Origin of the sequence: Streptococcus oralis subsp. dentisani, from assembly GCF_007475365.1 — a bacterium.
In the GTDB taxonomy this organism is placed as follows: domain Bacteria; phylum Bacillota; class Bacilli; order Lactobacillales; family Streptococcaceae; genus Streptococcus; species Streptococcus mitis_AX.
Genome location: NZ_CP034442.1, coordinates 1,456,387 through 1,469,471, shown reverse-complemented (window position 1 = coordinate 1,469,471; position 13,085 = coordinate 1,456,387). Strand labels below are relative to the sequence as shown.

Sequence of the window (13,085 nt, the reverse complement as noted above, 5' to 3'; positions counted from 1 at the left end):
AAATAAATCTTAAAAATTTTCTTAAGACCAAACACTTTCTAAAATATTGGTTTGTTCACGACCAGGACCTACTGAGAATGTCGAAATACGAACGCCAACCAATTCACTCACACGACGAACATAGTTACGCGCATTCTCAGGAAGATCTTCCAAATTACGAACTCCTGTGATGTCTTCTGACCACCCTGGCAATTCTTCGTAGATAGGTTTGCAACGTTTCAACTGTTCAAGACTAGCTGGGTAGTGGTCGATACGTTGACCATCGAGATCATAGGCCACACAGATTTTCACAGTATCCAAACCGCTCAAAACATCAATAGAATTCAATGAAAGATTGGTAATCCCAGATACACGGCGACTATGACGCATCACAACTGAGTCAAACCAACCCACACGACGTGGACGGCCAGTTGTTGTACCATACTCATGACCTACTTCACGAATGCGATTTCCCACTTCATCAAACAACTCAGTTGGGAAAGGTCCGTCACCTACACGACTCGTATAAGCTTTACATACACCTACAACCTTATCAATTTTACTTGGACCAACACCAGAACCAATTGTCACACCACCAGCGACAGGGTTTGAAGAAGTAACAAATGGATAAGTGCCTTGGTCAATGTCCAACATGACACCTTGTGCACCTTCAAAAAGTACACGTTTACCGTTATCAAGTGCATCGTTCAAGATAACGGATGTATCTGTCACATACTGCTTGATTTGTTGGCCATACTCATAGTACTCTTCAAAAATATCATCAATTGAAATAGGCGTACTGTCATACAATTTTTCAAACAAACGATTCTTTTCCGAAAGATTGCGTTCCAAGCGTTCACGGAAAATATCCTTATCCAAAAGATCTGCAATTCGAATCCCTACACGAGCAGCCTTATCCATATATGCTGGACCAATACCCTTGATAGTAGTCCCGATTTTATTGTCGCCTTTAGCTTCTTCTTGCAAACGGTCTAATTCAATATGATATGGCAAAATGACATGTGCACGATCAGAAATACGCAAGTTATCAGTTGTCACACCTTCCTCATGAAGATAGCTCAACTCTTTCACAAGAGATTTCGGGTTCACAACCATCCCATTCCCAATAACTGAAATTTTTTCAGGGAAGAAAATACCTGATGGAATCAAGTGCAACTTAAATTTCTTGCCATCAATCACAATTGTGTGACCAGCATTATCACCACCTTGGTAACGAGCAATCACCTCTGCATTAGCTGAAAGAAAATCTGTAATTTTCCCTTTACCTTCATCGCCCCATTGGGTACCTACAACAACAACTGAAGTCATAATCTTGTCTGAGCCGCTAGGCTCTTCCTTTCTCATATACATGGCAGGAGTCTCACCCGCAATCATATCTTACAATTTATTATAATAAAACTTCATCATTTTTTCAAGAGTCAGCGTAGAAACATCTGGAAATTCTCTCCATTTAAAAATATCTAAAGAAAAATAATTGTTAATTACTATTAATATAATCTAATTAGTTGTTTATTGTTCGTTTTTTAATAACCTTGACTCAATTAGAAATAAAATTCCTTTTCATCACAAATTTTTCTAAAAATAAACGATAAGATGTTCTAAAATGATAGATAATAAAATCTCTTTCATCAGTAATCTTATAGCGAATTAAATAATAATGCAAATAACCAAGATGTGTGGTTTCCCATTTCGTTTTATCAGCAAATAACCCTTTGTACTCCTGCTCAACAGCATCACAAAATTCAATAATTTGTTCATAGATATCTTGAAACATCCTCAATAATCTCCATTTCATTTTTTTATAGTATTAGGATATCAAAAATTTAAAAACTTTAGTCCAAAATTCCTGTAAAGTGAAAATAGCAATCTAAACGAACAAAAAAATAAAAAATACTGAAAGAAAAGAGAAAAAATCATCTATTTCAAAATTGATTATAGATGACCTTTCCTCTATATTCACAGCGTGTGAGATAAGCTATGAGCTTTTGGTACCATATTTCTCTCCTTACAGAGCGAAATAGATTGAAAAACATCGAATAAAAAAATAAAGGCTCTGTAATTTCTGTGCTAAGGAGGGGAGCAAATTGGTTCCCTTCAAATATTAGCTGACTTCAAGCTGCTACAGTTGACAAAGAGCAAAAAAAACGTTCATCAGAACGTCCCTTACTATACTCCGCCAGTAGGACTCGAACCTACGACATCATGATTAACAGTCATGCGCTACTACCAACTGAGCTATGGCGGATAAAAGCTAAGCGACTTCCATATCTCACAGGGGGCAACCCCCAACTACTTCCGGCGTTCTAGGGCTTAACTACTGTGTTCGGCATGGGTACAGGTGTATCTCCTAGGCTATCGTCACTTAACTCTGAGTAATACCTACTCAAAATTGAATATCTATCAAATACCAAGTAAACCTTACACTTCGTATCCTCAGTTACTTTGGATAAGTCCTCGAGCTATTAGTATTAGTCCGCTACATGTGTCACCACACTTCCACTTCTAACCTATCTACCTGATCATCTCTCAGGGCTCTTACTGATATAAAATCATGGGAAATCTCATCTTGAGGTGGGTTTCACACTTAGATGCTTTCAGCGTTTATCCCGTCCCTACATAGCTACCCAGCGATGCCTTTGGCAAGACAACTGGTACACCAGCGGTAAGTCCACTCTGGTCCTCTCGTACTAGGAGCAGATCCTCTCAAATTTCCTACGCCCGCGACGGATAGGGACCGAACTGTCTCACGACGTTCTGAACCCAGCTCGCGTGCCGCTTTAATGGGCGAACAGCCCAACCCTTGGGACCGACTACAGCCCCAGGATGCGACGAGCCGACATCGAGGTGCCAAACCTCCCCGTCGATGTGAACTCTTGGGGGAGATAAGCCTGTTATCCCCAGGGTAGCTTTTATCCGTTGAGCGATGGCCCTTCCATACGGAACCACCGGATCACTAAGCCCGACTTTCGTCCCTGCTCGAGTTGTTGCTCTCGCAGTCAAGCTCCCTTATACCTTTACACTCTGCGAATGATTTCCAACCATTCTGAGGGAACCTTTGGGCGCCTCCGTTACCTTTTAGGAGGCGACCGCCCCAGTCAAACTGCCCGTCAGACACTGTCTCCGATAGGGATAACCTATCCGGGTTAGAGTGGCCATAACACAAGGGTAGTATCCCAACAACGTCTCCTTCGAAACTGGCGTCCCGATCTCATAGACTCCTACCTATCCTGTACATGTGGTACAGACACTCAATATCAAACTGCAGTAAAGCTCCATGGGGTCTTTCCGTCCTGTCGCGGGTAACCTGCATCTTCACAGGTACTAAAATTTCACCGAGTCTCTCGTTGAGACAGTGCCCAAATCATTACGCCTTTCGTGCGGGTCGGAACTTACCCGACAAGGAATTTCGCTACCTTAGGACCGTTATAGTTACGGCCGCCGTTTACTGGGGCTTCAATTCATACCTTCGGATTACTCCTAAGCACTCCTCTTAACCTTCCAGCACCGGGCAGGCGTCACCCCCTATACATCATCTTACGATTTAGCAGAGAGCTGTGTTTTTGATAAACAGTTGCTTGGGCCTATTCACTGCGGCTGACTTAAAGTCAGCACCCCTTCTCCCGAAGTTACGGGGTCATTTTGCCGAGTTCCTTAACGAGAGTTCTCTCGCTCACCTGAGGCTACTCGCCTCGACTACCTGTGTCGGTTTGCGGTACGGGTAGAGTATGTTTAAACGCTAGAAGCTTTTCTTGGCAGTGTGACATCACTAACTTCGCTACTAAACTTCGCTCCCCATCACAGCTCAATGTTATAGATATAAGCATTTGACTCATATCACACCTCACTGCTTAGACAGACACTTCCAATCGTCTGCTTTAGTTAGCCTACTGCGTCCCTCCATCACTACATACTCTAGTACAGGAATATCAACCTGTTGTCCATCGGATACACCTTTCGGTCTCTCCTTAGGTCCCGACTAACCCAGGGCGGACGAGCCTTCCCCTGGAAACCTTAGTCTTACGGTGGACAGGATTCTCACCTGTCTTTCGCTACTCATACCGGCATTCTCACTTCTATGCGTTCCAGCACTCCTCACGGTATACCTTCATCACACATAGAACGCTCTCCTACCATACCTATAAAGGTATCCACAGCTTCGGTAAATTGTTTTAGCCCCGGTACATTTTCGGCGCAGGGTCACTCGACTAGTGAGCTATTACGCACTCTTTGAATGAATAGCTGCTTCTAAGCTAACATCCTAGTTGTCTGTGCAACCCCACATCCTTTTCCACTTAACAATTATTTTGGGACCTTAGCTGGTGGTCTGGGCTGTTTCCCTTTCGACTACGGATCTTAGCACTCGCAGTCTGACTGCCGACCATAATTCTTTGGCATTCGGAGTTTATCTGAGATTGGTAATCCGGGATGGACCCCTCACCCAAACAGTGCTCTACCTCCAAGAATCTCTAATGTCGACGCTAGCCCTAAAGCTATTTCGGAGAGAACCAGCTATCTCCAAGTTCGTTTGGAATTTCTCCGCTACCCACAAGTCATCCAAGCACTTTTCAACGTGCCCTGGTTCGGTCCTCCAGTGCGTCTTACCGCACCTTCAACCTGCTCATGGGTAGGTCACATGGTTTCGGGTCTACGACATGATACTAATGCGCCCTATTCAGACTCGGTTTCCCTGCGGCTCCGTCTCTTCAACTTAACCTCGCATCATATCGTAACTCGCCGGTTCATTCTACAAAAGGCACGCTCTCACCCATTAACGGGCTCGAACTTGTTGTAGGCACACGGTTTCAGGTTCTATTTCACTCCCCTCCCGGGGTGCTTTTCACCTTTCCCTCACGGTACTGGTTCACTATCGGTCACTAGGGAGTATTTAGGGTTGGGAGATGGTCCTCCCAGATTCCGACGGGATTTCGCGTGTCCCGCCGTACTCAGGATACTGCTAGGTACAAAGACTATTTTAAATACGAGGCTATTACTCTCTTTGGCTGATCTTCCCAAATCATTCTTCTATAATCTTTGAGTCCACATTGCAGTCCTACAACCCCGAAGAGTAAACTCTTCGGTTTGCCCTCCTGCCGTTTCGCTCGCCGCTACTAAGGCAATCGCTTTTGCTTTCTCTTCCTGCAGCTACTTAGATGTTTCAGTTCACTGCGTCTTCCTCCTCACATCCTTAACAGATGTGGGTAACAGGTAGTACCTGTTGGGTTCCCCCATTCGGAAATCCCTGGATCATCGCTTACTTACAGCTACCCAAGGCATATCGTCGTTTGTCACGTCCTTCTTCGGCTCCTAGTGCCAAGGCATCCACCGTGCGCCCTTATTAACTTAACCTTATTAACCTAATTTTTTCAAAAATTAGAAAACTCATTAAATACTTACAGCGTTTCGGTTTATTTTCTTGTTACTATTTGATATAGATATTCAATTTTCAATGTGCATTACTTGGTGATCTCTCACCAATGGAGCCTAGCGGGATCGAACCGCTGACCTCCTGCGTGCAAAGCAGGCGCTCTCCCAGCTGAGCTAAGGCCCCACAAGACCTCTCAAGACTAAACAAGACCAATGTGCAGTTCCTTATCCTTAGAAAGGAGGTGATCCAGCCGCACCTTCCGATACGGCTACCTTGTTACGACTTCACCCCAATCATCTATCCCACCTTAGGCGGCTGGCTCCTAAAAGGTTACCTCACCGACTTCGGGTGTTACAAACTCTCGTGGTGTGACGGGCGGTGTGTACAAGGCCCGGGAACGTATTCACCGCGGCGTGCTGATCCGCGATTACTAGCGATTCCGACTTCATGTAGGCGAGTTGCAGCCTACAATCCGAACTGAGACTGGCTTTAAGAGATTAGCTTGCCGTCACCGGCTTGCGACTCGTTGTACCAGCCATTGTAGCACGTGTGTAGCCCAGGTCATAAGGGGCATGATGATTTGACGTCATCCCCACCTTCCTCCGGTTTATTACCGGCAGTCTCGCTAGAGTGCCCAACTGAATGATGGCAACTAACAATAGGGGTTGCGCTCGTTGCGGGACTTAACCCAACATCTCACGACACGAGCTGACGACAACCATGCACCACCTGTCACCTCTGTCCCGAAGGAAAGCTCTATCTCTAGAGCGGTCAGAGGGATGTCAAGACCTGGTAAGGTTCTTCGCGTTGCTTCGAATTAAACCACATGCTCCACCGCTTGTGCGGGCCCCCGTCAATTCCTTTGAGTTTCAACCTTGCGGTCGTACTCCCCAGGCGGAGTGCTTAATGCGTTAGCTGCGGCACTAAACCCCGGAAAGGGTCTAACACCTAGCACTCATCGTTTACGGCGTGGACTACCAGGGTATCTAATCCTGTTTGCTCCCCACGCTTTCGAGCCTCAGCGTCAGTTACAAGCCAGAGAGCCGCTTTCGCCACCGGTGTTCCTCCATATATCTACGCATTTCACCGCTACACATGGAATTCCACTCTCCCCTCTTGCACTCAAGTTAAACAGTTTCCAAAGCGTACTATGGTTAAGCCACAGCCTTTAACTTCAGACTTATCTAACCGCCTGCGCTCGCTTTACGCCCAATAAATCCGGACAACGCTCGGGACCTACGTATTACCGCGGCTGCTGGCACGTAGTTAGCCGTCCCTTTCTGGTAAGATACCGTCACAGTGTGAACTTTCCACTCTCACACTCGTTCTTCTCTTACAACAGAGCTTTACGATCCGAAAACCTTCTTCACTCACGCGGCGTTGCTCGGTCAGACTTCCGTCCATTGCCGAAGATTCCCTACTGCTGCCTCCCGTAGGAGTCTGGGCCGTGTCTCAGTCCCAGTGTGGCCGATCACCCTCTCAGGTCGGCTATGTATCGTCGCCTTGGTGAGCCGTTACCCCACCAACTAGCTAATACAACGCAGGTCCATCTGGTAGTGGTGCAATTGCACCTTTCAAACAGTTATCATGCAATAACTGCTATTATGCGGTATTAGCTATCGTTTCCAATAGTTATCCCCCGCTACCAGGCAGGTTACCTACGCGTTACTCACCCGTTCGCAACTCATCCAGAGAAGCAAGCTCCTCCTTCAGCGTTCTACTTGCATGTATTAGGCACGCCGCCAGCGTTCGTCCTGAGCCAGGATCAAACTCTCATTAAAAGTTTGAGTTCTCACTCATTTCTGTCACTGACAGATTTATTGTTTTTTCATTGTTCAGTACTATAACCTTAGTTATAGTGCCCTGCACATTGGTTCGTCTTGTTCAGTTTTCAAAGGTCTTTGTCACTCAATCTCTCTCAAGCGACAACTATATTAGTATATCACAGCTGTTGACCTATGTCAACAGTTTTTTGAAACTTTTTTTACTTTTTTCGTCCCTGCGATACACACATAGTCCGTACGGGATTCGAACCCGTGTTACCGCCGTGAAAAGGCGGTGTCTTAACCCCTTGACCAACGGACCTTGAGTTTTTCAACTCTTTCTATTATACCTACTTTTCAAACTTTGTCAAGATCTTTTTTGCCTATTTTCAGTTTATCTAAAATCACTCAATACCACTCTTAATTCTCCTAGAAGTGCCTTGCGTCCTTTGAAACATTCTCCTCCCATCAGACGTTCTAGTTGTTCTTGTTTTTCTTTCCCCTGACTTGCCTTGTAATTCTTTAGAAGCTCATGAAAGAGATAATAATCATCCAGTCTCAGTCCTCTTTCTCCCACAGATGTAGATGGTATTCTTTGCGGCACTTATTTACAATCCCTTTACTTTCTTCGTATAGTTCTTTCAGATTCATAGACCTCTCCTTTCTGCATTTAGTTTAGCAAAATGCACGAACCCATGGTCTATTTCCTCTATTCTATACTTCTTCCTCTCTCAACGGCACATAAAAAGAGAGACAAGGTCTCTCTGGGGTTATTTTTCTTCACTCATTTTTGATTTTACTTCATCATAAGATAGGGCATGTGATTCCTCTTCTACTGTCTCAGGCATTTTTCCTGTTTCGTAAAGAGATTTAATTTGAGTACTATCCAATGTTTCGTATTTCAACAATGCCTCTGCAATCAGTTTGTGGGTTTCACGATTTGATTGGATAATTTCAGCAGCTTTGTTTCGTGCCTCATTCAATAATGAACGAACTTCCTCATCAATCTCATAGGCTGTTTGTTCTGAAATTGATTTTTGAGGACTTTGTGCACCAAACATAGCATGATTACCTTCATATTGAACTGGGCCAAGTTTTTCACTCATACCGTATTCAGTGACCATTGCACGCGCCATCTGTGTAGCTTGTTCAAAGTCATTTGAAGCTCCTGTAGTTTGGACATTAAAGATAATCTCTTCAGCTACACGACCACCCATCAGACCTGCTAATTGTTCTTTCATATCTTCTTTGGAAAGAAGCATTTGGTCTTCTTTAGGAAGTGCAATCATGTAACCACCTGCACGTCCACGTGGTACAATTGTAACTTTATGAACGACACGGGCATTTGATAAGACTAAACCAACAATGGTATGTCCAGCCTCGTGGTAGGCAACTAATTCACGTTCTCTTTGTGATACTGTTTTATCTTTCTTAGATGGTCCCGCAATCACTCTGTCCTCTGCCTCATCAATATCTGAAGCATCAATGACTGCCTTGTTGCGACGGGCTGCAACCAAGGCTGCCTCATTTAGAACATTTTCCAAGTCGGCTCCCACAAAACCTGGGGTTTGTTGGGCAACTAATTTCAAATCAACATCGTCTGCTAGAGGTTTATTTTTAGCGTGAACTTTCAAGATTGCTTCACGACCTTTAACATCAGGACGGCCAACCAAGACTTTTCTATCAAAACGTCCCGGGCGTAGTAGAGCAGGATCAAGGACATCTGAACGGTTGGTTGCAGCGATAACGATAATTCCTTCATTGCCCTCAAAACCATCCATTTCAATCAAGAGTTGGTTCAAGGTTTGTTCACGTTCATCATTTCCTCCACCAAGGCCGATACCACGTTGGCGACCAACAGCATCAATTTCATCGATAAAGATGATGGCTGGCGCTGCTTTTTTTGCATCCTCAAAAAGAGAACGAACGCGGCTTGCACCAACTCCGACAAACATTTCTACAAAGTCAGAACCTGAGATACTAAAGAATGGAACTCCTGCTTCTCCAGCAACCGCCTTAGCAAGCAAAGTCTTACCTGTTCCCGGAGGACCCTCCAAAAGAACACCCGCAGGAATACGCGCACCAAGTTTTGTAAATCGTTTTGGATCTTTTAGGAATTCAACAACTTCGACTAATTCTTGTTTTTCTTCCTCGGCACCTGCAACATCTGAGAATCGTACCTTGATATCTTCTTTGTTAGCAGCCTTGGCCTTGCTACGTCCAAAACTCATTGGATTTCGACTATTATTTCCTCCCATATTTCCCATCATAGAGAATAGGAAGAAGAAGAGAATAGCAAATGGCACAACAGAGACAAGGATATTGATCCACATACCGCTTGAACTCTCATGTTTGACTGTTACCTCAGCCTGGTGTTCAGAAGCAAGCTTTTGCAATTCTGAAACTGTTGAATCCGACGGAAGAATGGTACTTGAGAATCTTTCTACTTTTGTAGCAGTAGGAGTGAAAAATTGAATCCCTGTTTCTTCTTTACTAGTCTTAGGATTTTTATAAACACCAGACACCTCAATGATGCTACCATTTGGCTGATAGGTCAATTCTTTTACATTGTCTGCTGTAATTTCTTTTACCAGTTCTGTATAGTTAATTTTTTCGCTTCGTCCAGCAGTATTTCCAGAGTAAAAATACTGGAATCCTGTCACTAGGAAGAAGATAATTAACAAGTAGAGAAATGGATTTCTAACTAAACCGTTATTTTGTTTTTTCATTAAAGATAGATCTTTCTAATTTGAATAAACTTCTTCTTTCAATACTCCAACATAAGGAAGGTTACGATAATTCTCTTTATAATCTAGACCATAACCTACTACAAACTCATTTGGAATAGTAAAGCAGGTATAATCTGCCTCAATTTCAACAATACGCCCTTCTGGTTTGTCCAACAAAGTCGCAATTTTAACCGAAGCTGCCTCTCTTGCAATAAACATATCTTTTAAATTCTTCAAAGTTTGACCTGTATCGATGATATCTTCTACAAATAGAATATGTCTTCCCTTGATATCTTGAGTTACGTCTTGCTTGATATTGATCACACCACTACTTGCTGTTCCACCATGGTAGCTAGATACCATCATGAAGTCCATCTCAATATGCGTATCAATATGTTTGACCAATTCAGCCATAAAAGGAATCGATCCTTTCAAAATTCCAACAAGAATTGGATTTTTCCCCTCATATTCTTTTGTTAGTTGCGCACCTAGCTTTTTAGCTGCTTCTGTAATTTCATCATGTGAAACGAGGATTTTTTTAATATCGTGTTCTAACATCTTTTTACCTATCTATTTTTTCTATATAAAGTACAGTGTTCATTATATCATTTTTCGTGTTTTTACTCAAATCACTGGTCGCAATTCCTAAAATTGAGACAATTTCTCCAAATTGCTCAATAATAGGGGTTATTTTTCGTTTTTCAATAGGGATTTTCAAATCTATAAATAAACGTCTCAGTTTCTTTCGATGCCCATTCAGAATAAGAACATCGCCAGGTTTTCGACATCTAATATATACAGGTGTTTCCCGTGAAACCATTATTTTTTGAACAGCGTCCCCTTCAATAGGGATGCCAAAGGAAAATAAATAGCCCTTATATCGAACTTGATTTTGATAGTGTAACACAAGTTCATCTTTCTTTTCATCAGACTGTGGACTGATTTTGCAAACTCGAAAATTCTGATACTCTTTTATCAATTCATAACCATTTTTCAGTGGGTGACGATACTGACTTTTAGTTGCTAAAATCTGTCGAACTTCTGCAAACTGAGCTTTCGTAAGATTTAAGTCAGGGAATTGATTGAGATAGTTCTGGAGCAAGATCCCTTGAGTTTGTTGAGAGTATGAAAAGAGCTCATTCAAATCTTCCACATCAATCTGTTCAGAGAGCTCCATTATGGCTACTTGGTAATCTGAAATTTCCCTTCCTAAATCTAAAAGAGCGGATTTAAGACGAGGATTTTCTTTTTCAAGCTCTGGTAAATACCTATTTCGAATACGATTGCGAAAATAGGCATTCTCACGATTTGATTGATCTTCGAAATGAACAATTGGTAGAAAATCCTTTTTATGAAAATGCAACAAGGGACGGATGATTTCGATATCATCAACTACTTGACTTTCTTTTATTCCTGTCAAATGACGTAGCCTACTTCCTCGAATCAAGCGCATCAAAATCGTTTCAACCTGATCATCTGCATGGTGGGCAGTGACCAAAGCAGTTGCTCCAACCTCTTTCATGATTTTTCTAAAAAAATCATAACGAAACTCTCGAGCACGCGCCTCTGAAAAGTCTCCTGAAAAACTTGTGATATAAATAGGAAGTCCAGCTACATTAGCTAACTTCCTTAGTTCATTTTCCTCCCAATCAGACTCCCTTCTCTGCTTGTGATTGACATGTGTTACAATCAGCTCAATTTCTAACTCTTTTTGGTAAGTAGACAATAGCTGGAATAAAAACATTGAATCCAGTCCACCAGATAAAGCTAACACGACTTTAGAATGCTTTTTGAAATACTCTTTTCGGAGAAAATGATTTAAAAAATCCCGTTCCCTCATTTTAGAACCTCATAGACATCCTTAGCTATCTTAGCAATAGTATCATAATCAGAATTTTTGGTGAAAATAGAGAGAACGAAAGGTGAGTCTGTAAATACAATGGCAGTATCGTGTTTAAACTCGTCAGCATCTCCGATTTTGTGAGCTACCTTAACCGAAACACCTTTCGCAATTCGTTGGTTATCAAAATTCGTCTTGCTTAGAGACTCTAAAACAAAACCATTCTGATTATAAATAGCCTCCATGACCTTTCCAGCCATTTTTGAAGAAGTCAATTTATCATTCACATCCCAATCTTCACCCATAATGGTGGACATTTTTTCTTTAAAAACCCCATCAGATTGATTGGTCACATAATAACCTAAAATATTATGAGCAACATTGTCAGACTCCTTTGTTACCTTGGTAATTAATTGTTGGAGGCTGTAGTCTTTGTTGTCTCCTGTTTTAGGTAAACTACCACTACCTTCTGGTTTATAGGATCCAGGGAAATTATTCACTTCTGAGACATACTTGAAGCTACTGTCCAGCGTATAGTCACCTTTATTTATCTTATCTTGAGCATAATAAAGGTAGGCTAGTTTCAAGATGCTAGCTGCATAGAGTTTGCTGTCTTCATTCACCCCAGCTTCTTTTCCTGTACTCAGCTGTTTAACATAAATAGAATAATTTTCATTCTGATAGTTGTTTGATAAAACTTCTTGAACCTTTTGGATGCGATTGTCTTCTTCTGAGACGAACTCTTTTGATACCCACCCAACTTGATTAATATGAAGAAATTCTTGTCCCTCAGCAAAGAGAGTTCTATCCACCGTTACAAGTTGATAGGGAGAAAGAGATGTTGAAGAAATTTCTTTAGCACCATAAGGACTGTTATAAATAACAAACCCCGGTTCCAACCATACTTGTCTATTTTGAGTTTGAACTTGACTTTGATCATAGATTAAACGCTTATCTGCAACGATAAACTGATGATTGTTTAATTTAAAAACAGGAATACCTTGTCTATTCAAACGCCATTCTACAATTTTAAAGGTGGTTTCAGAAGTCAATTTTCCAGACTCCTTTACAAGATCTTCATTAGCATAGACAGCTGTTTCTCCATAAACCATTGGCGATTCAAGAGGTTCTTTATAGTAAAATCCATAATCAGACTCAGTTAGATAATAAATTTCTTGTGAAGAGTAAGGAAGCTGTTTTTCTGTGCTAACTACTCTTGAAGTTATGATAAAAACAGATAGTAGTGATAACACTACTAAGAACTTACGCATTCTTCCCTTCCCTTTCTTCTTGTAATCGTAATAAATGATTTTTAGTTGCTAATTCCTCTAATTTTTCATCTGATAAACTTAAAAACTGCTCAACAACTTCTAATAAATTTTCCATGA

General features: G+C 42.0%; 7 protein-coding genes, 3 tRNA genes, 3 rRNA genes and 1 pseudogene. All 14 read right to left on the bottom strand.

Annotated elements, in window-relative coordinates:
- Window positions 1–21 precede the first annotated feature (21 nt).
- Window positions 22–1,308: an adenylosuccinate synthase gene (locus EJF26_RS07345; RefSeq protein WP_025168978.1), complete on the bottom strand. Its 1,287-nt coding sequence runs from the start codon at window positions 1,306–1,308 to the stop codon at window positions 22–24.
- Between the two features lie 229 nt (window positions 1,309–1,537).
- Window positions 1,538–1,774, bottom strand: a complete 237-nt coding sequence (gene comW, locus EJF26_RS07340; protein ID WP_000484932.1) for a sigma(X)-activator ComW — start codon at window positions 1,772–1,774, stop codon at window positions 1,538–1,540.
- A 397-nt stretch (window positions 1,775–2,171) separates the two neighbouring features.
- Window positions 2,172–2,245: transfer RNA gene (locus tag EJF26_RS07335), tRNA-Asn, on the bottom strand.
- Window positions 2,246–2,250: 5 nt separating this feature from the next.
- Window positions 2,251–2,366 (bottom strand): 5S ribosomal RNA (rrf, locus tag EJF26_RS07330).
- 76 nt (window positions 2,367–2,442) lie between these two features.
- Window positions 2,443–5,346 (bottom strand): 23S ribosomal RNA (locus EJF26_RS07325).
- A 129-nt stretch (window positions 5,347–5,475) separates the two neighbouring features.
- Window positions 5,476–5,548: transfer RNA gene (locus EJF26_RS07320), tRNA-Ala, on the bottom strand.
- Window positions 5,549–5,599: 51 nt separating this feature from the next.
- Window positions 5,600–7,146 (bottom strand): 16S ribosomal RNA (locus EJF26_RS07315).
- Together the 16S, 23S and 5S rRNA genes with 3 tRNA genes alongside form the textbook arrangement of a ribosomal RNA operon.
- Before the next feature lie 232 nt (window positions 7,147–7,378).
- Window positions 7,379–7,450: transfer RNA gene (locus tag EJF26_RS07310), tRNA-Glu, on the bottom strand.
- A gap of 72 nt (window positions 7,451–7,522) precedes the next feature.
- Window positions 7,523–7,779, bottom strand: a pseudogene (locus tag EJF26_RS07305) (hypothetical protein).
- Between the two features lie 119 nt (window positions 7,780–7,898).
- Window positions 7,899–9,857 carry an ATP-dependent zinc metalloprotease FtsH gene (ftsH, locus tag EJF26_RS07300; protein WP_000744578.1) on the bottom strand — a complete coding sequence of 653 codons (1,959 nt, stop codon included), beginning with the start codon at window positions 9,855–9,857 and terminating at the stop codon, window positions 7,899–7,901.
- A gap of 15 nt (window positions 9,858–9,872) precedes the next feature.
- Window positions 9,873–10,415 (bottom strand): hypoxanthine phosphoribosyltransferase, encoded by a 543-nt coding sequence (gene hpt / locus EJF26_RS07295; RefSeq protein ID WP_000889407.1) that lies wholly within the window; start codon window positions 10,413–10,415, stop codon window positions 9,873–9,875.
- A 4-nt stretch (window positions 10,416–10,419) separates the two neighbouring features.
- Window positions 10,420–11,697 (bottom strand): tRNA lysidine(34) synthetase TilS, encoded by a 1,278-nt coding sequence (tilS, locus tag EJF26_RS07290; protein ID WP_001209147.1) that lies wholly within the window; start codon window positions 11,695–11,697, stop codon window positions 10,420–10,422.
- Window positions 11,694–12,968: a serine hydrolase gene (locus EJF26_RS07285; RefSeq protein ID WP_001224826.1), complete on the bottom strand. Its 1,275-nt coding sequence runs from the start codon at window positions 12,966–12,968 to the stop codon at window positions 11,694–11,696. Before EJF26_RS07285 ends, tilS begins: the two co-directional genes overlap by 4 nt.
- On the bottom strand, window positions 12,961–13,083 hold the full coding sequence (locus tag EJF26_RS10125) for an SP_0009 family protein (protein ID WP_000429345.1): 123 nt from the start codon (window positions 13,081–13,083) through the stop codon (window positions 12,961–12,963). Before EJF26_RS10125 ends, EJF26_RS07285 begins: the two co-directional genes overlap by 8 nt.
- Window positions 13,084–13,085 lie beyond the last annotated feature (2 nt).

Bases quoted from the DNA above. Each gene is read 5' to 3' on its own strand.
- EJF26_RS07345 (WP_025168978.1), bottom strand. From the start codon at position 1,308: ATGACTTCAGTTGTTGTTGTAGGTACCCAATGGGGCGATGAAGGTAAA.
- comW (WP_000484932.1), bottom strand. From the start codon at position 1,774: ATGTTTCAAGATATCTATGAACAAATTATTGAATTTTGTGATGCTGTT.
- ftsH (WP_000744578.1), bottom strand. From the start codon at position 9,857: ATGAAAAAACAAAATAACGGTTTAGTTAGAAATCCATTTCTCTACTTG.
- hpt (WP_000889407.1), bottom strand. From the start codon at position 10,415: ATGTTAGAACACGATATTAAAAAAATCCTCGTTTCACATGATGAAATT.
- tilS (WP_001209147.1), bottom strand. From the start codon at position 11,697: ATGAGGGAACGGGATTTTTTAAATCATTTTCTCCGAAAAGAGTATTTC.
- EJF26_RS07285 (WP_001224826.1), bottom strand. From the start codon at position 12,968: ATGCGTAAGTTCTTAGTAGTGTTATCACTACTATCTGTTTTTATCATA.
- EJF26_RS10125 (WP_000429345.1), bottom strand. From the start codon at position 13,083: ATGGAAAATTTATTAGAAGTTGTTGAGCAGTTTTTAAGTTTATCAGAT.